The following is a 20,134-nucleotide window of genomic DNA, read 5'->3' as shown; positions in this document are numbered from 1 at the left end:
CGACCACGGCTAGCACCCCGATTGGGCCAGATTGCGGCAAAGCCTATGTGCGTGCAAGCGCCGCGGGTTTCGGCCCGCCCGTCGCCCAGTCGAGAAGCTCGACCGTATGCACGACCGGCACTTCGGTACCGCCCCCGATCTGCACCATGCAGCCGATATTGCCCGCCGCGATCACCTCCGGCTGCTTGGCCTCGAGCGTCGCCACCTTGCGTTTCTTCAGCTCCTCCGAGATCTCGGGCTGCAGCAGGTTATAGGTGCCCGCCGAGCCGCAGCACAGATGGCTGTCGGCGGGTTCCACCACCTCGAAGCCCGCCTGCTTCAGCAGATCCTTGGGCGCGGTCTTCACCTGCTGGCCATGCTGGAGCGAACAGGCCGCGTGATAGGCGACCCGCATGCCCCCCCTGCCCTCGGGAAGCCCGATCTTCACCAGAAATTCCGAGATATCGCAGGCCAGCCCCGCGACCTTCGCGGCGTCCACGGCCAGCGGATCGTTGCGGAAGATATGCCCGTAATCCTTCACCGTCGTCCCGCAGCCCGAGGTGTTGATGATCACCGCATCCAGATCGCCCTCGCCCAGATAGGCGCGGATATTGCGCGCGGCCTGCGCCTGGCTCTCGCTCTCGCGCCCCATGTGATGCGAGAGCGCCCCGCAACAGCCCAGGTTTCTCGGGATCACCACCTCGCAGCCCAGCCGCCGCAACAGCCGGATCGTCGCGTCGTTGATATCGGTGTTGAGCGCGCGCTGCGCGCAGCCGATCTGCAGCGCGACCCGGTATTTCTTCTCGCCGATGGGGGAGAAGACCTGCGGATCGTCATTGCGGCTGACCGGCGGGATCGATTTCGGCGCCATGTTCACCATCGCCCGCAGCCGCTTGTCCGGCAAAACCCCCGAGAACGGCTTGGCGATCTTGGCGCCCAGCATCGCCAGACGGAAACGCCCCGGATAGGGCACGATCTTGGCCAGCGTCCAGCGCAGAATCCGGTCCATCAGGGGCCGCTTGTAGGTCTTTTCGACATGGACGCGCGCATGGTCGATCAGGTGCATGTAGTGCACGCCCGAGGGGCAGGTCGTCATGCAGGCGAGGCAGCTCAGGCACCGATCGAGATGCTTGACCGTCTTTTCGTCCGCCGGCCGCCCGCTCTCGAGCATGTCCTTGATCAGGTAGATCCGGCCGCGCGGGCTGTCCAATTCGTCGCCCAGCACCTGATAGGAGGGACAGGTCGCGGTGCAGAAGCCGCAATGGACGCAGGCGCGCAGGATCTCGTTGGCGCGGGCGATCCCGGGCTCCTTGAGCTGCTCTTGAGTGAAATTCGTCTGCATCAGCCCATCCTTCCGGGGTTCAGAATGCCGCGCGGATCGAATTGCGCGCGCAGGCTTGCACTCAGCGCCGCGATCGGCGCGGGTTCGGGCTCGAAGACGACGCCGGCGCTCCCGCGCATGCAGGTCGCGTGGCCCGAATAGGGCGCGGCCAGCGCCCGCGCATCCGACCCCTCGGGCAGCAGCGCCCAGATCAGACCGCCGCCCCAATCGAGCATCACCTCCCCGCCGAGCCGCGCCACGATCCCCGGCGCCTCGGAGGGCTTCACCGAGAGCCGCCACAGATCGCCGGGCTTGCCGATGAAGGGCTCGAGATCGCGCAAGCTTGCCCAGATCGCGGCCGAGGCCGCATCGCGTTCGATCCGCACCGGTCCGAAAGGCGCCAGCAACGCCTCGAGCCGCCCGACGCGATATTCGACGGATTCGCTCAAGCCCTCGATGCGCACCACCGCGCCCTGCCCCGGCAGCCAGCCCGCCCCCGAGACATCGAAGGGCGAGCCAAGCGCCGCCGCCAGCGCCGGTTGCGCCGCGCCCGCGGGCAGATCGAGCACCAGCGTCGTCTGCGCGGGGGCTGCGGGAAGCAGCTTGAAGGCGACCTCGCTCATCACCCCGAGCGTGCCCCAGCTCCCCGCCATCAGCTTGACCAGATCGTAGCCGGTGACGTTCTTCATCACCCGGCCGCCATTCTTGATCACGGTGCCGCGCCCATCGACGAAACGCACCCCGATCAGGCTGTCGCGGCAGGCCCCGGCCTGCACCCGGCGCGGCCCCGATACATTGGCCGCCACCACGCCGCCGACCGTGCTCTCGCCCGAGACCCCGAGCACGCCCCCCCAGTTCGCAGGTTCGAAGGGCAGGCGCTGCCCCTCGGCGGCGAGCGCCGCCTCGACCTCGGCCAGCGGCGTGCCCGCCCCCACGACCAGCGTCAGCGCGCCGGGTTCGTAAAGCGTGATCCCCGAGATCCCCACCTCCAGCGGCGCGCCCAGCGACCGGCCCACCGGACGCGTCCCGCCGCCGCGCACCGCCAGCGCTCCGCCCGCATCGCGGATCGCCTCGGCCAGTTGCGCCTCGCTCTCAACTCTCATGCCTGCCTGCCTTCCAAATGCTCTCAATATCCCGGGGGCTCCCGCAGGGAGCGGGGCAGCGCCCCTCGACGGTGTCAGCTCGCGCGCCGGCTCGCGCTGGCACCCAGCGGAAAGACCTTCGCGGGGTTCAACAGCCATTTCGGGTCGAACACGTCCTTCACCCGCATCTGCGCCTCGAGATCGGCGGGGGCGAATTGCACATCCATCAGGTCGCGCTTCTCGACGCCCACGCCATGCTCGCCGGTCAGGCAGCCGCCCGCCTCGACGCAGAGCTTGAGGATCTCCGCCCCGAGCTTCTCGCAACGTTCCATGTCGCCCGGCGTGTTGGCGTTGTAGAGGATCAGCGGATGCATGTTGCCGTCCCCCGCATGGAAGACATTGGCCACATCCAGCCCGAATTCCTTCGACAGCTCGCCGATCCGGCGCAGCACGAAAGGCAGCTCCGAAACCGGGATCGTGCCGTCGAGGCACATGTAATCGTTGATCTGCCCCATCGCCCCGAAGGCGGATTTCCGGCCCAGCCAGATCCGCGCCGCCTCGTCGGCCGATTGCGCCTCGCGGAACTCGACCGGCTCATGGGCCGCCGCGATCTGGCGGATCAGGCCGATCTGCTCGTCGATCTCGGCCGCCGATCCCTCGCATTCGACGATCAGCAGCGATTCACAATCGGGATAGCCCGCATGGCAGAAGGCCTCGGTCGCGACGATGCAGGGACGGTCCATGAACTCGATCGCCACCGGGAGGATGCCCGCGCGGATGATGTCGGCCACGCAGGCGCCCGCCACCTCGTTCGAATTGAAGCCGATCAGGACGGGGCGCGCACCTTCGGGCTTGGGCAGGATCTTCAGCGTCGCCTCGGTCACGATACCGAGCTGTCCCTCCGATCCGCAGATCAGCCCGAGCAGGTCGAGCCCGCCCGCATCGAGATAGGCGCCGCCGACCTCGATCACCTCTCCCTCCATCGTGACCAGCGTCACGCCGAGCAGATTGTTCGTCGTCACCCCGTATTTGAGGCAATGCGCGCCGCCCGAGTTCATCCCGATATTGCCGGAGATCGCACAGGCGAGCTGCGAGGACGGATCGGGAGCGTAGAACCAGCCATCGGCCTCGACCGCCCCGGTGACCGACAGGTTCGTGCGCCCCGCCTCGACCCGGATGAAGCGGTTCTCGTAATCCACCTCGAGCACCGCATTCATCCGCGCGAGCCCCATCACGACCGAATCGGCCTGCGGCATCGAACCGCCGGCCAGCGACGTGCCCGCCCCGCGCGGCACGACCGGCACGCCCATCTCGTGCAGCAGCTTCAATGCGGCCGCCACCTCGGCGGTCGTGCGCGGCAAGACCACCGCCAGCGGCTGACAGCGATAGGCCGACAGCGCATCGCATTCATAGGCGCGCGTCTCGTTGGGATCGTCGATCACCGCGTCGCGCGGTAGAACCTCACGCAGACGCGCCACGATCTGCGGCTTGCGCGCCAGCAGATCGGTATCGGGCTTCGGCATTTCCATGTCTGATCCTCCCAGTTGGTCAGAAAATATAACCAATTGACCCCGGTGACAAGGCAAAGCGCGTCGCGCTAACTGAGGGCATGATGGAAAGCTTCCAAATCGGTCCGCTGGACCCACTCGATCTCGCGGCGCTGATGCTGCTGATCCTGTGCTGGTTCGCGATCGGATGGCGGACCGAACATCCCGATCCCCGGCGCCTCTCGATGGGCAAGCTGATGGAAGGCTATCGGCGCGAATGGATGCGCCAGCTGGTGACGCGCCAGCCGCGGATCTTCGATTCCGCGATGGTGGACGGGTTGCGGCAATCGACGACCTTCTTCGCCTCCTCCGCGCTGATCGCCATCGGGGCAGGGCTCGCCCTGATCGCCAATCCGCAACCGCTCGCCAATCTCGCCTCGGATTTCGCGCTGGACCATCGCCCCGATCTGCTTTGGGAGGCGCGCATCCTCACGGCCGTTCTGTTCGGCGCCAATGCATTCCTGAAATTCGTCTGGTCGCACCGGCTCTTTTCCTATGCGGCGATAGCGATGGCGGCCGTGCCGAACGATCCCGAAGATCCGCTCGCCTATCCGCGCGCGGCACAGGCGGCGCAGGTCAACATCAATGCTGCCAAGAGCTTCAACCGCGGTCTGCGCGCGGTCTATTACGCGCTCGCGACCCTCGCCTGGCTGCTCGGCCCCTTGGCGCTGATCGCGGCCACGATCTTCACCACCGCGATGCTGTGGCGGCGCGAATTCGCCTCCGAGGCCCGCCGCGCCCTGATCGAGAACCGCCCCGACTAGACGATCTGGCAGGCCGCCCCGGTTTTGGCTATGACGCAAGGCATGAGCAGTTTTCTTTCCGTCGATCAGTCCCTCAACGGGCGGCGCTGGATCGGGCCGACGCCCGAAGCCGACCGGCTCGCCGAAGCGATGGCCCAACAGACCCGCCTGCCCCTTCCGCTCGCCCGGATCCTCGTGGCGCGCGGGGTCTCCCCCGAGGAGGCCGAGGGCTTTCTTGAACCGACCCTGCGCGAGTTGCTGCCCGATCCGCGATCACTGCGCGACATGGAAGCGGCCGCCGCGCGGTTCCTCAAATCCGTCAAATCGCGCGAGAAGATCGCGATCTTTGCCGATTACGACGTGGATGGCGGCTCCTCCGCCGCGCTCCTGCTCACCTGGCTGCGCGCGATGGGGCGCGAGGCGACGCTCTACATTCCCGACCGGATCGACGAGGGCTATGGCCCGAACGTGCCCGCGATGCAGGCGCTCGGGGCCGAACACCCGCTGATCGTCTGCGTCGATTGCGGCACGCTGAGCCACGAGCCGGTGGCTGCCGCCAAACCCGCCGATGTGGTGATCCTCGATCACCATCTGGGCGGTGAGACGCTGCCGCCCGCCTGCGCCGTGGTGAACCCCAACCGGCAGGACGAGACCGGAGAACTCGGTCATCTCTGCGCCGCCTCCGTCGTCTTCCTGATGCTGGTCGAGGCGAACCGGCAATTGCGCGAGGAGGGCGTCCAGGGCCCGCCGCTGATGCCGCTCCTCGATCTCGTGGCACTTGCCACCGTCGCCGATGTCGCGCCGCTCACCGGCTGCAACCGGGCGCTGGTGCGCCAGGGGCTCAAGATCATGGGGCGGCGCGAGAGGCCGGGCCTGGTGGCGCTGTCGGATATCGCCCGGCTCGATCGCCCGCCGGCGGCCTATCACCTCGGTTTCGTGCTCGGGCCGCGGATCAATGCGGGCGGGCGGATCGGCGCGGCGGATCTCGGAGCGCGGCTTCTGGCGACCGACGATCCGGACGAGGCCCGCGCGCTGGCCGAGCGGCTCGACGGGCTCAATACCGAGCGCCGCGAGGTCGAGAATGCGGTGCGCGACGCCGCGCTCGCGCAGGCCGAGCAGCGCGGGGTCGAGGCCCCGCTCGTCTGGGCGGCGGGCGCGGGCTGGCATCCCGGGGTGGTCGGGATCGTCGCGGCACGGCTCAAGGAGGCGACGAACCGCCCCTCGGTGGTGATCGGCCTCGAGGACGGGATCGGCAAGGGGTCGGCCCGTTCGGTCGCGGGCGTCGATATCGGAGCCGCGATCCAGCGCGTCGCGGCGGAAGGGCTGCTGCTCAAGGGTGGCGGGCACAAGATGGCGGCGGGGCTGACGGTCGAGGAAGACAAGCTCGAAGCGGCGATGGCGCGGCTCTCCGAACTGCTCGCCAGGCAGGGAGCGGGCGAAATCGGGCCGCGCGATCTGCGGCTCGACGGGCTCCTGATGCCGGGTGCGGCCACGCCGCAGCTGATCGAGGATCTGGAGCGCGCCGGCCCCTTCGGCCAGGGTGCCCCCGCCCCCCGTTTCGCCTTCGCGGGCATGGAGATCGTCGGGCCCCGGCGGATCGGCGAGAGCCATCTGCGCTTCGCCTTCGGGGACGGGATGGGCGCGCGGATCGACGCGATCTGCTTCGGCGCCTTCGACGGCCCGCTCGGCCCGATCCTGAGCCAGCCCGGAGCCGACCGCTTCCACCTCGCCGGGCGGCTCGAGATCAATACATGGGGCGGGCGCAACAAGGTCCAGCTGCGCCTCGAGGATGCCGCGCGCGCCTGAGTTGGGGCCCGGAGAGCGCGCCCGAAGAGGCTGTTTTTCAACGGCTTCCCGCCCGACGCTGACTGCCCGGAAAAACTTTCTGCAAAAGCGCAAAAACCCTCTTGCGAGTCACGGTTCTCTGGCCTAAACACCGCTCCACCTCACGCAGGTATGGCCGGAAGGCTGCGCGGGGCCCGTTCGTCTATCGGTTAGGACGCCAGGTTTTCAACCTGGAAAGAGGGGTTCGATTCCCCTACGGGCTGCCACTTCCCCCTGCCGCGCGAGCCATGAGTGGCCCGTTCGTCTATCGGTTAGGACGCCAGGTTTTCAACCTGGAAAGAGGGGTTCGATTCCCCTACGGGCTGCCACTTTTCCCCGGACATGGCCGCACAGGTCAGATCGCGAAAGGGCTTTCCGCCCTTTCCCTTTCGTCGTTTCTGAACGGCCTCGATCTCGCCCTGCCGCGACTCAGTGCAGCGAGCGCAAGGAATTCAGGATCGGTGCATTGGGGCAAGCGTCTGGCAGGCCCTCCCCGCCGCCGCTGCGCTCGGACAGAACCGCGAGGCAGGAATTGGTGCGCCCGCATTTGCGACAGGCGGCGATCATCTGGACGAAATCCGTCCGCGACAGGAACCCCTGGTGGATCGCTTCGGAAAGATTGAGCCCGACCCGCCGCGCCATGCCGCGGGTGATCCAGAAATGCATGTCGATATCGGATTGAATACCCATCACTTTCTCCCTTCTCCCTCGGCCTGCAGTGCGTCACGCAGACGGCACGTCGTCAGGCGGTTCTCGCAATATTGAGGCGGCTCGATCCCTGCCCCCGCCTGCCCGTCATGCTCCGCAAGCCAGATCATGCACGCCTTCTGCTCCTTGCAGCCGGTGCAGCGGATCAGCGCCTCTTTCCACGCCTCGCCGCTGAGCCGCCCAGATACCATCGCCCGGGTCAGATCGGCCCCGACGAGCTCTGCCATCCGGTTCAACATGGCCGCGTGACGATTAAGATTTCGTGCAGCGTGCATGGGCTCCCTCCCTGCGGTGCGGCCAAAGTGGCGCACACGCGGAAGGCGAGCCATGATCCAGATCAAAAACTGCCCTAACGTCATGCATCGAAACGGGAGGCGATCTCCCCGGCGCAGGCACGGATGCGGACGCGCTCGACTTCGAGCCCGAGCGCCGCGTCCGAGAGCACCGCGCTCTCACGCGCCTTCCCGGCTGCGGGCGCGCCGAAATGGTCGGGATGCATCGCGGCCAGCGCCTTCAGCACCTCTTGAAGCCTCAGGGCGACCTCGAACATCCCCGCGCCGTCGCGCGCGATCGCAGAGAAGGCATCCTCGATCAGCTGTGCGGGAGGAATGTCACGCACGAAGACCCGCTCGAAATGGAGTTCCGGCGAGCGCGGCGGATGCCATTCGGCGAGGACGCGCACGAGCCGACCGAGAATATCGATCCCCGTCCCCGGATCATTGATCCCCGGCGAGAGCGCGCGCGAGGCGATCTCTGCCAGCGCGATCAGCCCGAATTGTGGGTCCTGATCGAAATCGCGCGCATGGTCGATCGAGAAGGCGTCGCGGATTTCCTCCTCCATCTCCTGCCGGGTCTCGGCATCCCCGGGCAGCGCATCGCAGAGAACGAGATTGGTCGCGCGATGGGTGAATTCACCAGGCGTGGCGAGCAGCCAGAGCCGGCAGTCATGCTCGCGCCCGACGCGATCAAGGGTGGAGAGATCGACATGCTGGACATGCCCCGTGCGCTCCGAAGAGACCCCGAAAACCCCGGTCGGGGGCTCGGTCCAGGGCTGTCCGCCCAGCCACGGCGCGTCGCAACGCGCCACCAACGCATTGCGCCCCGCCACCTCGACCCGCGAGATCACGTCGCCAAGGCGCCCGAATTCGCTCAGGTGCTGGACCCACCGCAACAGCGAGATCACCACGATCGCGACCACCCCCACCGTCACCACGAGCAGGATGAACCGGCCCGACTGGCCGTAGATCCCGGTCTCGAGGGCGATGATCCCGACGAGCGAGAACACGAATGCCCCGATGAAGCTCGCCAGCACATTCTGCGTGATCCGGTCCGATTGCATCAGCTTGATCGCGCGCGGAGTGGCACCGGTCTGCGCGGCACTGAAGGCCGTCACCATGATCTGCAGCGAGAAGGTCGTGACCGTCAGCATTGCCGTGGCCATGATTTGCAGGATCAGTTCGACCGACCCGGCCCCGGTCTTCAGGCCGAATTCCGCCGGGATGAACCGTCCGAACCCCGCCGCACCAAGTGCCGTCACGATACCGAGCACGCCGAAGGCGGTGACCCGCACCCAGATCTCGCGCATCACGACCTTCAGCCGCCAGCGAAGTTGCGAAAAGATGGCCATGTCTCCCCCGTTCCGTTCCGGATGCCCCGCGTGTCTTCCCCAAGGGCTAAGCCCTCGCGGTCGAGCCGGGTTCCCTCAGCGCCCCTTGCGCCGAAGCTCCGCCACCGTCTCGCGCACCACGTCGAAACGCAACTGGTTGGGCGGGTGCGTGCCGAGAAGGACGGCTTTCGGGTCGGGAAGGCGCAGGAAGAATGCCGCGCCCTTGAGCGGGTCGTAGCCCGCATTCCAGGTGATGATCGTGCCGAGCCTGTCCGCCTCGAGCTCGTAATCCTTCGAATAGAGCCGCGATCCGAGTTCCGCCCCGAGTTGTTGCGCCTGCCGGACCGCACGGGCGTCCGCCCCCTGCGCCTGTGCCGCGCGGCCGAGGAACACCGCCCCGATCGCGGCGTCGCGCTGGCGCGAGACGATGTGTCCCGCGATATGATGCGCGGCCTCGTGGCCGAAGACGAAGGCCAGTTCGTCGGAATTGCGCACCTCGGCGAGCATCGCGAGCGTCACGCCGATCACCGGACGGCCCGCGCGGTCTTCGGTCTGAAACGCATTGGGTGGCTCGTCGAGCCGGTCGTCGATCACCAGCCGGTAATCGCAATTGCGCCCCGTGGTCCGCGCCCGGCACTCCGATTCGATCTGCGGCTCCATCCGGCTCGCCACCTCGACGAGACGCGCCACGGCCTGCGCGGCGCGGGTATTCGTGGCCGGCGAGGGGCGCCCCCCCACCGCGCCCGGCGGCGGGGTCATCACGCAGCCTGACAGGATCGCGGCCGCGATCAGCAACACAATCGGAAAGAGGCGCAAGGTTCTCATTTGGGACCGGATGGCTGGCGCGGTATCTCACACCACTCTAGCCGTTCGTTCCGTCTGCGCCTAGCACCGCGCGATTTCGCTTTCTGAGCCGACCGCGCCGCGCTAGCATGCCGTCATGTTTACCATCGAACACGAATTCGACGCGACCGTGATCACCCTCGTGGACGAGGGCGCGGACCCGCGCGACTATCTCCAGGAAGATATCACGATCTCCTCGTTCGAGGATTGCGTGGTCGTCGAACAGCTCGACGAGCAGAGCGATCAGGTCCAGACCATCACCTTCTCGCATGCGCAGCTGCGCGAACTGGCGGCCGCGCTCAACCTTCCCGAAGGGGTCTACCGGCTCAAGGCCTCGGAGAAGTAACCGGCTTCAATCGAGCCGGAAGACCTTGTCGCGCGCCGTCTCGCCCCGGATCAGCGTCAGCCGCGTCTTGGCCACGCCGAGCGCCTTTGCGAGCAGTTTCTGCACTTCGCGGTTCGCCTTGCCGCCTTCGGGCACGACGGTGACATAGGCCCGCAACCCGTCCTCCCCCGCGCGAATCTCGTTGCGAGAGGCCTTCGGCGTGACCCGAAGGGCAATTTCGGCCCCCGGCAAGGCAAGATGGCTCAGATCGCTCATGACCTGCAGCATAGGCGCTTTGCCTTCCCGCTCAAGTCGTCCGGAGCCGGGGTGGTTGCATTCGTGTCACCTGCGTCCGATATCAGGCGCAGAAACGGAGACGCCGATGACTGAGAAGACCCAAGTGAACCCCGCCCGCCGCAACGATGCCGCGATGGAGTTTCTGCTCACCCGCAGGTCGCGCCCGGCCAAGACGCTCTTGGCGCCCGCGCCCGACGCGCAAGCCCTGCGCGAGATCCTCACCGCCGCAGCGCGCAGCCCCGATCACGGCAAGCTCGAGCCCTGGCGTTTCCTCGTGATCTCGCGCACCGCCGCGCAGCGTCTGGGCGCCGAGGCCGAGGCGCGCGCGAAGGCGCAAGGCGAAGCCGAGGACAAGGTGGCGAAGGCCGGAAAGCAGTTTTTCGACAGCCAGCTCTGCGTCGCGGTGATCTCCTCGCCGAAAGAGAGCGATAAGGTGCCGCAGGTCGAGCAGCTTCTCTCCGCCGGCGCGGTCTGCCTGTCGCTTCTCAACGCCGCCCTCGCGGCCGGCTGGGGCGCGAACTGGCTCACCGGCTGGGCGGCGCATGACGCCGAGTTCGGGAGGGACCTGCTCGGGCTCGCGGCGGGCGAGACGGTCGTTGGGTTCGTGCATCTGGGCGCCGAGGGCGTGACCCCGCCCGAGCGGCCCCGCCCGGATATCGACGCGATCACCGGCTGGATGACCGAATGATCCTCGCAAGCTATCTCAAGGCCTGGAGCGACCTTCTGCGCCCCGGCGCGCTCAAGATCGTCGCGATCGGCGTGGCGCTGTCGCTGGGGCTCCTGATCGCGATCTATGTCGCGATGGTCTGGTTGATCGGCTGGGTGATCCCCGACACGCTCACCCTGCCCCTGATCGGGCCGGTCGGCCATATCGACGCGGCGCTCTCGATATTCTCGGCCGGGATCATGCTGATCGCCTCGGTCTTCCTGATGGTGCCCGTGGCCTCGGCCTTCACCGGCTTCTTTCTCGAAGACGTGGCCGAGATGGTCGAGGACGTGCACTATCCTACCCTGCCCCCGGTGCGTAAACTCACCCTCGCCGAGAGCCTGGGCGACACGCTGCGCTTCTTCGGCGTGATCGTCGCCGCCAACCTGATCGCCCTCGCGATCTATCCCTTCGTGATCCCGCTCGCCCCGTTCCTGTTCTTCGGGCTCAACGGCTATCTCCTGGGCCGGGAATATTTCCAGATGGCGGCGCTGCGCCGGATGGAGCGCGACGCGGCGCTCGAGCTTTACCAGCGCAACAAGATCACGGTCTGGGCCGCGGGCGCGTTGATGGCGGTGCCGCTCTCGATCCCGCTTCTGAACCTGTTCGTCCCGGTGCTCGGGGCGGCAGGCTTCACCCATCTGTTCCACGCGATCACGGGGCGGCGCGGGTAAGCGCCGCCCTCCCGGTCACATCTCTTCCTTGATGCCCTTGCGGATGAGCAGCCAGTTGACCGGATAGGCGGTCACGAAGCCGGCCATCATCGCGATCTGCATCGCGAACCAGAACTCCGGGTCGCGCGCGTCGATCTTCGCATCCCAAAGGCCCTTGAAGACGAGGAAGTGGAAGATCGCCATCATCCCGTACATCCCGATCTGCCAGGAGGAGAGCGAGGCCACATCGGCCTTCGTGGCTTCCTTGATCCCTTCGCCAAACCCCAGATTCCGCATCGGGGCGATGGCGAAATACTGGAAAACGATACCGATCACGAGGGCGAAGACGTAATCGAGCCCCCAGACCGCGAAGATCTTGTCTTCCCAGAGGCCGGGCCAGCCAAACGGGATCAGCACCGCAGGCACGATCAGCGCGAGATTTTCCGCCGCGAGGTCGCCGAGCGTGCACCCCGCACCGCAATGCAAGGTGCCTTTCGCGACCGATATCGGAAATGGCGAGTCGCCGTGGCCCGACCAGCGCCAATGGAACCAGATCATCAGCGGCCCCCCGAACAGCCCGCAGATCGGCCAGACCCAGGCCATGATCGCCATATGCGGCGGGTTCTTCCGGACCTGAACCAGAATATAGAGAAATGAGGCTATGCCGAGGGTGAGCCATAGCCAGCTGAGAACCGTAAACCAAAGCGGGACCATGAGACCTCCTTTCCGAGCCTCAACCCGAAGGATGCCCCGCGGTTCCGTTCACTTTCAGCGGCGAAGACGGTCGAAAAAGTCGATATCCTCAAGGGTGACCGCGCCTGACAGGAGCACGGCCGCGATGATCCCCCAAAGCACGACGGTCACCGCGGTCGTGATCTTCACCTTCGGCCCCAGATGCGCCTCATGCGGCGCGCCGGCATGGGTGCCCGGCACGATCTCGTCGACATCCCCTTGCGTCTTCAGCCGGACGGGAAGGACCATGAAGAACACCATGAACCAGATCACCGCGAAGAGGATGATGCCACCGGTGAGGCTCATCAGACCTGCTCCAGTTCGATCAGGCAGCCGTTGAAATCCTTCGGATGCAGGAACAGGACCGGCTTGCCATGCGCGCCGATCTTGGGCTGGCCGGAGCCAAGCACCCGCGCGCCCTCGGACTTGAGCTTGTCGCGCGCGGCAAGGATGTCGTCGACCTCGAAGCACATGTGATGGATGCCGCCCGCCGGGTTCTTCTCGAGAAAACCCGCGATCGGGGATTCCGCGCCCAGCGGATAGAGCAGTTCGACCTTGGTGTTCGGAAGCTCGATGAAGACCACGGTCACGCCATGGTCGGGCTCGTCCTGCGGCGCCCCCACCTTGGCCCCGAGCGTGTCGCGATATTGCGCCGCCGCGGCCTCGAGATCCGGCACGGCAATGGCGACGTGGTTCAAGCGTCCGATCATCTGGCTCTTCCTCCCTGTGAACATGACAAGGGGTAGCGGCGCGCGCGCGCCCACGCAAGGCTCACGCGGTGCTGTTGCCGTTAACAGCCTGTTAGGCAGATTGCGCCCTACTGGATCACGAGAGGCGAATCTGACCGGGGAGCCCGAGATGACCGACGAAATCCTGCCCGTACCGCAACCCAAAGCCACGCCGGAACGGCCGCTGATCGGCCTGACGATCCTTCTCGTGGAGGATAGTCGCTTCGCCTCGGAGGCGGTGCGCCTGTTATGCCTGCGCTCGGGGGCGCGGATCCGGCGGGCCGACTGCCTGCGCTCCGCCTATCGCCACCTGCAAACCTACCGTCCCGACGTGGTCATCGTCGATATGGGGCTGCCCGACGGCTCGGGAAGCGACCTGATCGCGCAGATCCTCGGACGTGGCGGGGCGCGCCCGGCGCTCCTTGGAACATCCGGCGACAGCGGCCTGCGCGCCGCCGCCGTTGAGGCCGGCGCGGATGGTTTCCTCGAAAAGCCGGTCGAGAGCCTCTCGCAATTCCAGCAGGCCATTCTCGCCGTGCTACCCGCCGAGAAACGGCCCCAGGGCCTGCGCCTCCTGCGCGACACCAAGATCGCGCCCGACCCGCTCGCCCTGTGTGAGGATCTCGAGCGGATCGCCGAAGTTCTGCGCAACGCGCCCGCCGGCCGCACCCTGCCCTATGCCGCGCATTTTCTGGCCGGGATCGCGCTTTCGGCCCATGATGGCGACCTGCGCAAGGCCGCGCTCCGCCTCGGCCGCGCGGGCGGCCCGTCGCAGCAGGAGATGAGCGAGGTGACGGGCCTCATCGCGGCGCGACTCACTGCTGGCGGCGCGATCTGAGAGGGCCGGAACCCACGCCCTGCGACAGGCGTTCTCCGGGCAATCACCCTGAACGGAGTTCCGCCATGACCTCGATTTACGACGCCATCAAAGCCGATCACAAACGCCATCGCGAGCTGCTCGAGACGATCGCCGAGACGACCGGCGCGAGCGAGGCCCGCAAGGAGGCGTGGCAAACCTTCTATTACGACGTGAAAGCCCACGGCGCGGCCGAGGAAGAGACCTTCTATTCCAAGCTGATGAGCAAGACCTGGGGCCAGAACCCGGCGCGCCATTCGGTCGAGGAACATGCCGAGATCGACGGCCTTCTCGACGAACTCAACGAGATGGACATGTCCTCGCCGGGCTGGCTCAACAAGTTCCACAAGCTCGCCGAGGAGTACAACCACCATATCGACGAGGAAGAGGACGAGATCTTCTCGCGTGCCCGCGAGGTGATCGACGAGTCCGAGATCGAGGGCTACGGAGAGCGTTTCCGCGATCACAAGAAAAAGGAACTCAAGCTTGTGGACGCGAAGAACGAGGACGAGGTGGAGGACTGAGCCTCCACCCCCCGGCGGACACGCATCCTCGACGCCCCCTGAGCGGGGCGTCGGCCAACAGAAACTCGCGCTTGCCAGATGGCCTCGTCCGGCCGCAATAATCGGGGATGACCGAGCCGAACGCTTCTCCGTCGTCGCCACTTGCCGACCCGCAACTCGCGGGCGACGGGGCGCGGCTCTATGACTGCCCCGACTGGCTCTATCTGCTGCGCGAATTCGACACGCTCTATCGACACGGCTCCTCCGGAGGCAGCCGGCTGATCCGCTCCCATCGCAAACGGGTCCGCGACGCGCTCGCCCAGATCATCGACGCCAATCCGGAAATCGCGGCCCGGCCGCCCGAGGCCAAACCCGTCACCGCCCATCTTTTCTTTCGCGCGCGCTCGATCTGGGTGAGCGCGGTCGCATGGTGGGCATGGCGCGCGCGCTTTCGCGGGTGTCCGCGCAGCTTAGCTGGGAATACGGGTACGAAAAGGTGCCCAAGACGCTGGCCCGCAAATACGCCTATTGCGAGGTGCTCGGCCCGCGCGGTCCGGTGCGCGCCGAGCGGCTGGTTCTGGGTTTCGTGCTGTTCGCACCGCGCACCACCTATCCGCAGCACAGCCACAAGGAAATCGAGGAGAGCTACATCTCGGTGGCGGGCGACTGGTCGGAGAACGACACCGCCGTCCACGCGCCGGGCTCGCTGATCCTCAACCGGCCCGAACACGAGCACCGGATCACCACGGCCGACCTCGATCCCTGCCTGCTCGCCTATGCCTGGATCGGGCCGGAGGATCGGCTGAGCGCTCCGGGCATGAAGCTGAGTTCGACCCGCAAGGCGCGGATGCAGCAGGGGATCTGAACCCGGCGCGGAAAACAGAAAAATGCCCCCGGCCGGCTGGCTCGGGGGCGTCCTCTTATCTGCAATCGCGAAGGGCTCAGTCTTCCTTCGGCAGAACCCGCAGGCGCAGCTCGCGCAGTTGCTCGTTCGTGGGCTCGGAGGGCGCGCCCATCATCAGGTCCTCGGCGCGCTGGTTCATCGGGAACATGATGACTTCGCGGATATTCGCGGTATCGGCGAGGATCATCACGATCCGGTCGATGCCCGCCGCGCAGCCACCGTGGGGCGGCGCACCGTATTTGAACGCCTTGACCATGCCGCCGAAGCGCTTCTCGACCTCGTCATGCGGATAGCCCGCGATCTCGAAGGCCTTGTACATGATCTCGAGCTTGTGGTTGCGGATCGCGCCCGAAAGGATCTCGTAGCCGTTGCAGGCGAGGTCGTACTGGTAGCCCTTCACCGCGAGCGGATCGCCGTCGAGCGCCTCGAGACCGCCCTGCGGCATCGAGAACGGGTTGTGCGAGAAGTCGATCACGCCCTCGTCGTCCTTCTCGTACATCGGGAAGTCGACGACCCAGGCGAATTTGAAGACCGAGGTGTCGGTCAGGCCCAGCTCCTCGCCGATCACGTTGCGCGCACGTCCCGCGACGCCCTCGAAGCTCGACGGCTCGCCGCCCAGGAAGAAGGCCGCGTCGCCCTCGCCCAGGCCCAGCTGCTGCCGGATCGCCTCGGTCCGTTCGGGGCCGATATTCTTCGCCAGCGGCCCTGCGCCTTCGAGGCCCGAGCCATCCTCGGCCTTGCGCCAGAAGATGTAGCCCATCCCCGGCAGGCCCTGTTCCTGCGCGAATTTGTTCATCCGGTCGCAGAACTTGCGCGAGCCGCCCGTGGGCGCCGGGATCGCGCGGATCTCGGTGCCGTCCTGCTCGAGCAGTTTCGCGAAGATCGCAAAACCCGAGCCGCGGAAGTGATCGGAAACCACCTGCATCTCGATCGGGTTGCGCAGGTCGGGTTTGTCCGAGCCGTATTTCAGCATCGATTCTGCATAGGGGATGCGCGGCCAGTTCGGGTCGACCTTGCGCTCGTCGGCGAATTCCTCGAACACGCCCTGGAGGACGGGCTGCATCGTGTTGAAGATGTCTTCCTGCTCGACGAAGCTCATCTCGACATCGAGCTGGTAGAAATCGGTCGGCGAGCGGTCGGCGCGCGGGTCCTCGTCGCGGAAGCAGGGCGCGATCTGGAAATACTTGTCGAAGCCGCCGACCATGATCAGCTGCTTGAACTGCTGCGGCGCCTGCGGCAGCGCGTAGAACTTGCCCGGATGCAGACGCGAGGGCACGAGGAAGTCGCGCGCGCCCTCGGGCGAGGAGGCGGTGATGATCGGGGTCTGGAACTCGTTGAAGCCCGCCTCCCACATCCGCTTGCGCATCGAGCGCACCACGTTCGAGCGCAGGATGATGTTGTCATGCAGGCTCTGGCGGCGCAGATCGAGGAAGCGGTAGGCCAGACGGGTTTCTTCCGGGTATTCGTGATCGCCGAAGACCGGAAGCGGCAGCTCCTCGGCCTCGCCCAACACCTCGATGTCGCGGACATAGACCTCGATCTCGCCGGTCGGGATCTTCGAATTGACCAGCGAGGCGTCGCGCAGCTTCACCGTGCCGTCGATCCGGATCACCCATTCCGAGCGCACCTTTTCCATCACCTCGAAGGCCGCGGAATCGCCATCGCAGAGCACCTGCGTCATCCCGTAATTGTCGCGCAGGTCGATGAACAGCACGCCCCCGTGGTCGCGCACGCGGTGGACCCAGCCTGCAAGGCGGACCGTCTCACCGGCGTTCGACGCGTTCAGATCGGCGCAGGTATGGCTGCGAAAGGCGTGCATGGGAGGCTCCCGGCTCGTGAATTTACTGTCGCGCCGATACACCTGCTGACGCGGCAAAAGTCAAGCTGTGCGCTCGCTCACAGAGCTCGATCCGAAGTTACACATCTCTTCGGGTCGAAAAATCGTAAATTTTCGGTTAACTTACACGGCATGCGGAACTTGCGCCCCGCTCGGAGGTTCCGCCCTTGTCCGCAATATGGAGAAATTTCCGCTCCATATCTCAGGGAGACCGCCAATGAGAGCCTGGGATGCCCTTCTCGATCGTATGTTGCGTTACCTCGTGCGTCAGGGAAGCCTCGAACTCGTCTTCGAAGACGGATCCACGCGCAGATACGGGGATGGAAGGGGCAAGACGATCCGGGTGATCATCAAATCGCCCGAGATCGTGAAGAAGATCGTCCTCAAGCCAGATCTCGGCGTCGGCGAAGGATACATGGACGGCGATTACGAGATCGAAGACGACGATCTGCGCGGCTTCCTTGCGCTAGTGATCGCGAACCAGACCGGATCGGGGATGCCCTGGTTCGAAAAGCCCCGCGAGGTGTCGCGCTTCTTCGGGCGGCGGTTCTCGCAATTCAATCCGGTCAACAAGGCGCGCACGAATGTCGCGCACCATTACGATCTCTCGGGCGAGCTCTACGATCTCTTTCTCGACAAGGACCGCCAATATAGCTGCGCCTATTTCGAACGTCCCGACATGACGCTCGAAGAGGCGCAGGAGGCCAAGAAGCGCCATATCGCGAAGAAGCTGCTGATCGAGCCCGGAATGAGCGTGCTCGATATCGGCTGCGGCTGGGGCGGCATGGCGCTGACGCTGGCGCGCGATTTCGGCGCGAAGGTCGTGGGCGTAACCCTCTCGACCGAGCAACACGCGCTTGCCCGCAAGCGCGTCGCGGAGGCCGGCCTCGAAGACAAGGTCGACATCCGCCTGACCGATTATCGCGACGTGAACGAGAATTTCGACCGGATCGTCTCGGTCGGGATGTTCGAACATGTGGGCGTGCCGCATTACCGGGAATATTTCAGCAAGGTCCGCGATTTGCTGAAACCGGGCGGAGTTTCCCTGATCCATTTCATCGGCCGCTCCGGTCCGGGAGGGGCGACGGCGGATTTCATCACCAAATACATCTTCCCCGGCGGTTATTGCCCGGCCATGTCGGAGGCATCGAACGCGGTCGAGCATGAGGGGCTCGTGGTCACCGATCTCGAGGTCTGGCGCCTGCATTACGCCGAGACGCTGCGCCACTGGTACGATCGCTTCACCGCGAATATCGACAGGGCCGAGGCGCTCTATGATGCGCGGTTCTGCCGGATGTGGCGCTTCTACCTGATCGCCTCCGAGATGGCCTTCCGCCATGGCGGGCAGGTCGTGTTCCAGTACCAGCTCGCACATGAGGTCGGCGACGTGCCCCTGACCCGCGACTACCTCTATCGCGCCGATGCGGAACAGGAGCACCATCTGGCGGCGGAATAGGCGGCCCGTGAGAGGGGAATACTCCGATCGAAAACAATGGTCATGTTTTAGACAGATTGCGTCCCTAAGAGGGATTATTCCGCCTTTCGAACGAACCTCCAACGCGACCAATGCCACTGTCTTCAGCACCGATTGCCCGAGCAGGCTTTTTTTTCGGCCCAACCGCCGATCGCCTTGGCTTCTTCGTATTGTTTCTTTGGGCCTTTTTCGCATGGAACTTTTATGCGGGCAGTTGGGGAGATGACCTTGCTGCACTCTGGTTCGCGGGGCATTTACATGCGACGGGTCAAGACGGTCTGATCTATGCCGCGCCCGAAACCTTCTTTGGAGGCACCCCCTCAGAGTGGCAGCCTCTTCTGGACAGTGTTCGCACGACCGGCCGAGAAAAGGCATATCCCTATATCTACCCTCCGCTCTGGGCCGGGCTCGTCGCGCCTTTGGCCAAGACCCTTTCACCCTGGGCTTTTCAGAAGATATTCCTGACACTCCATGTCGGCTTGCTGGTCATTTCCTCGCTTCTTGCTGAAAGTATCGCCCGTCCTGATTGGATGCCTCGCCTTGTCTTTCGCCTTTGGGTCGTAGCGATCCTCATGTTCAGCGCGCCGGCCACCGCGCTGCTCTGGCTCAACCAACCGACAACCATCGTCAATTTTCTTGTCCTGCTGTCAGTGGCCGTATCGCTCCGCCGTCCGATTATAGCCGGCGCGGCGCTCGCGGTCGCGACAGCGATCAAGATCACGCCTTTCGTCTTTGCCCTGCAATTCTTTCAGCGTCCACGCCGCACAGGGGGGGGAACTCGGCGAATACTGTTCTCCTTCGCGCTGTGCGGCCTGGCTCTCGGCGTCCTGTCTGTAGCAACGATGGGTTGGCCAATGCATTACGCCTTTCTAGAGCAGCTCAAACTTGCTGCGAGCAAAGCGGTCTGGGCCCTGATGAACCCGTCACCAAGATTGTTAGTGCTGGATTTGGCAAATCAGCTCCCGCAGGGGCCAGAACTGGCAGCGATCGGACACCGCAGGCAGATTGTAACCGAGATCCCCCGCTGGGCAGTAGCCCTCGGAGAAGCGATGTTTCTTGGCATCTGCGCGCTCACATTGCGCGTTTCGCTTTGCCGACATGGCCCGCAGGCGCGCACCTTGACCGTTCTTAGCCTCTCGATCGCGTTGTTCCTGTTCGGCCCTGTGAGCTGGCTGCACTACCTCGTTTTGCCCCTCATGCTGGCACCTGCTTTAGGAGCGGGGATGTCCCGCACCGGCCTGACGGCGATACTCGCGCTTCTTTTCATCGGCTCCTCAATGACACTCGCGAAATCCTTCGTCCGGCTCGGAGCAGAGCTGATGCCCTACACCCTGATGATCTCCGCATTGTGGGCAATCGCCCTCGCGGCCACTCTGATCGCGCTGGCACGACAGCCCAGACATTAGCACCAGATTGCGCTTTCAACACGACTGTCTCTATCAGCCCCTTGCACATGAACCGCGTCT

21 protein-coding genes, 2 tRNA genes and 1 pseudogene are annotated in these 20,134 nt (G+C 65.5%); 12 read left to right on the top strand and 12 right to left on the bottom strand.

Going from position 1 to position 20,134, the window contains the following annotated elements; genetic code table 11:
• Positions 1 to 43 precede the first annotated feature (43 nt).
• The 3 genes from glcF to DW2_RS01365 form a co-directional block, all read right to left on the bottom strand.
• Positions 44 to 1,321: a glycolate oxidase subunit GlcF gene (glcF, locus tag DW2_RS01375; protein ID WP_038142771.1), complete on the bottom strand. Its 1,278-nt coding sequence runs from the start codon at positions 1,319 to 1,321 to the stop codon at positions 44 to 46.
• Positions 1,321 to 2,403, bottom strand: a complete 1,083-nt coding sequence (locus DW2_RS01370; protein ID WP_038142768.1) for an FAD-binding protein — start codon at positions 2,401 to 2,403, stop codon at positions 1,321 to 1,323. Before DW2_RS01370 ends, glcF begins: the two co-directional genes overlap by 1 nt.
• A gap of 74 nt (positions 2,404 to 2,477) precedes the next feature.
• Positions 2,478 to 3,911 (bottom strand): FAD-linked oxidase C-terminal domain-containing protein, encoded by a 1,434-nt coding sequence (locus DW2_RS01365; protein WP_038142766.1) that lies wholly within the window; start codon positions 3,909 to 3,911, stop codon positions 2,478 to 2,480.
• Between the two features lie 83 nt (positions 3,912 to 3,994).
• Between DW2_RS01365 and DW2_RS01360 the strand changes: the two genes are divergently transcribed.
• From DW2_RS01360 to DW2_RS01345, 4 genes are all read left to right on the top strand, one after another.
• Positions 3,995 to 4,693 (top strand): DUF599 domain-containing protein, encoded by a 699-nt coding sequence (locus DW2_RS01360; protein WP_156102844.1) that lies wholly within the window; start codon positions 3,995 to 3,997, stop codon positions 4,691 to 4,693.
• Between the two features lie 42 nt (positions 4,694 to 4,735).
• Positions 4,736 to 6,478, top strand: coding sequence for a single-stranded-DNA-specific exonuclease RecJ (gene recJ / locus DW2_RS01355; RefSeq protein WP_156102843.1), 1,743 nt, complete (start codon positions 4,736 to 4,738; stop codon positions 6,476 to 6,478).
• A 170-nt stretch (positions 6,479 to 6,648) separates the two neighbouring features.
• Positions 6,649 to 6,723 (top strand) — tRNA-Glu (locus tag DW2_RS01350).
• Between the two features lie 27 nt (positions 6,724 to 6,750).
• A tRNA-Glu gene (locus DW2_RS01345) sits at positions 6,751 to 6,825 on the top strand.
• 100 nt (positions 6,826 to 6,925) lie between these two features.
• On the opposite strand, the gene DW2_RS01340 is transcribed toward DW2_RS01345, so the two are convergent.
• The 4 genes from DW2_RS01340 to DW2_RS01325 form a co-directional block, all read right to left on the bottom strand.
• Positions 6,926 to 7,186, bottom strand: coding sequence for a DUF6455 family protein (locus DW2_RS01340; RefSeq protein WP_038142757.1), 261 nt, complete (start codon positions 7,184 to 7,186; stop codon positions 6,926 to 6,928).
• Positions 7,186 to 7,479 (bottom strand): DUF6455 family protein, encoded by a 294-nt coding sequence (locus DW2_RS01335; RefSeq protein WP_272944413.1) that lies wholly within the window; start codon positions 7,477 to 7,479, stop codon positions 7,186 to 7,188. The genes DW2_RS01340 and DW2_RS01335 overlap by 1 nt, the downstream gene beginning before the upstream one ends.
• An 80-nt stretch (positions 7,480 to 7,559) precedes the next feature.
• On the bottom strand, positions 7,560 to 8,831 hold the full coding sequence (locus DW2_RS01330; RefSeq protein ID WP_038142750.1) for a DUF2254 domain-containing protein: 1,272 nt from the start codon (positions 8,829 to 8,831) through the stop codon (positions 7,560 to 7,562).
• Positions 8,832 to 8,906: 75 nt separating this feature from the next.
• Positions 8,907 to 9,569 carry a M48 family metallopeptidase gene (locus tag DW2_RS01325; protein WP_238321224.1) on the bottom strand — a complete coding sequence of 221 codons (663 nt, stop codon included), beginning with the start codon at positions 9,567 to 9,569 and terminating at the stop codon, positions 8,907 to 8,909.
• Between the two features lie 181 nt (positions 9,570 to 9,750).
• Here DW2_RS01325 and DW2_RS01320 point away from each other — a divergent pair, with 181 nt between their 5' ends.
• Entirely contained in the window at positions 9,751 to 9,999 is a 249-nt protein-coding gene (locus tag DW2_RS01320) for a hypothetical protein (protein ID WP_038142745.1), read from the top strand.
• A 6-nt stretch (positions 10,000 to 10,005) separates the two neighbouring features.
• Here the strand turns inward: DW2_RS01320 and DW2_RS01315 are convergent, their stop codons facing one another.
• Positions 10,006 to 10,254, bottom strand: a complete 249-nt coding sequence (locus tag DW2_RS01315) for a DUF167 domain-containing protein (RefSeq protein WP_038143410.1) — start codon at positions 10,252 to 10,254, stop codon at positions 10,006 to 10,008.
• 106 nt (positions 10,255 to 10,360) lie between these two features.
• Here DW2_RS01315 and DW2_RS01310 point away from each other — a divergent pair, with 106 nt between their 5' ends.
• Together DW2_RS01310 and DW2_RS01305 are read left to right on the top strand one after the other, a co-directional pair.
• Positions 10,361 to 10,963: a nitroreductase family protein gene (locus DW2_RS01310; RefSeq protein WP_051855127.1), complete on the top strand. Its 603-nt coding sequence runs from the start codon at positions 10,361 to 10,363 to the stop codon at positions 10,961 to 10,963.
• A complete protein-coding gene (locus DW2_RS01305; protein ID WP_038142742.1) occupies positions 10,960 to 11,655 on the top strand; it encodes an EI24 domain-containing protein in 696 nt (231 codons plus the stop codon). Before DW2_RS01310 ends, DW2_RS01305 begins: the two co-directional genes overlap by 4 nt.
• Before the next feature lie 15 nt (positions 11,656 to 11,670).
• Here the strand turns inward: DW2_RS01305 and DW2_RS01300 are convergent, their stop codons facing one another.
• Genes DW2_RS01300 through mce form a run of 3 tightly spaced genes read right to left on the bottom strand, consistent with a single transcriptional unit; the run spans position 11,671 to position 13,076 of the window.
• A complete protein-coding gene (locus tag DW2_RS01300; RefSeq protein ID WP_038142739.1) occupies positions 11,671 to 12,348 on the bottom strand; it encodes a DUF4396 domain-containing protein in 678 nt (225 codons plus the stop codon).
• 54 nt (positions 12,349 to 12,402) lie between these two features.
• Complete coding sequence (locus tag DW2_RS01295; protein ID WP_038142736.1) at positions 12,403 to 12,672, bottom strand: DUF1467 family protein; 270 nt, start codon at positions 12,670 to 12,672, stop codon at positions 12,403 to 12,405.
• Positions 12,672 to 13,076, bottom strand: a complete 405-nt coding sequence (mce, locus tag DW2_RS01290) for a methylmalonyl-CoA epimerase (RefSeq protein ID WP_038142734.1) — start codon at positions 13,074 to 13,076, stop codon at positions 12,672 to 12,674. The genes DW2_RS01295 and mce overlap by 1 nt, the downstream gene beginning before the upstream one ends.
• 148 nt (positions 13,077 to 13,224) lie before the next feature.
• On the opposite strand from mce, the gene DW2_RS01285 reads away from it, so the two are divergent.
• The 3 genes and pseudogenes from DW2_RS01285 to DW2_RS20325 all read left to right on the top strand — a co-directional run bounded on the left by DW2_RS01285 (position 13,225) and on the right by DW2_RS20325 (position 15,318).
• Positions 13,225 to 13,932, top strand: a complete 708-nt coding sequence (locus DW2_RS01285) for a response regulator (RefSeq protein WP_038142732.1) — start codon at positions 13,225 to 13,227, stop codon at positions 13,930 to 13,932.
• Positions 13,933 to 13,997: 65 nt separating this feature from the next.
• The gene (locus tag DW2_RS01280) at positions 13,998 to 14,474 is read left to right on the top strand and encodes a hemerythrin domain-containing protein (RefSeq protein ID WP_038142729.1); all 477 of its coding nucleotides are present in this window, start codon (positions 13,998 to 14,000) and stop codon (positions 14,472 to 14,474) included.
• A 107-nt stretch (positions 14,475 to 14,581) separates the two neighbouring features.
• A pseudogene (locus tag DW2_RS20325) lies at positions 14,582 to 15,318 on the top strand (dimethylsulfonioproprionate lyase family protein).
• Between the two features lie 76 nt (positions 15,319 to 15,394).
• Here DW2_RS20325 and aspS read toward each other — a convergent pair.
• The gene (gene aspS, locus DW2_RS01270) at positions 15,395 to 17,176 is read right to left on the bottom strand and encodes an aspartate--tRNA ligase (protein WP_038142726.1); all 1,782 of its coding nucleotides are present in this window, start codon (positions 17,174 to 17,176) and stop codon (positions 15,395 to 15,397) included.
• A gap of 235 nt (positions 17,177 to 17,411) precedes the next feature.
• On the opposite strand from aspS, the gene DW2_RS01265 reads away from it, so the two are divergent.
• Complete coding sequence (locus DW2_RS01265) at positions 17,412 to 18,650, top strand: SAM-dependent methyltransferase (RefSeq protein ID WP_038142723.1); 1,239 nt, start codon at positions 17,412 to 17,414, stop codon at positions 18,648 to 18,650.
• A 110-nt stretch (positions 18,651 to 18,760) separates the two neighbouring features.
• A complete protein-coding gene (locus DW2_RS01260) occupies positions 18,761 to 20,074 on the top strand; it encodes a glycosyltransferase 87 family protein (RefSeq protein WP_038142720.1) in 1,314 nt (437 codons plus the stop codon).
• Positions 20,075 to 20,134: the final 60 nt, after the last annotated feature.

It is taken from the genome of Thioclava atlantica (genome assembly GCF_000737065.1).
Taxonomy (GTDB): Bacteria; Pseudomonadota; Alphaproteobacteria; order Rhodobacterales; family Rhodobacteraceae; genus Thioclava; species Thioclava atlantica.
Note: the sequence above shows the minus strand (reverse complement) of the source record. Positions and strands in the feature narration are given on the sequence as shown.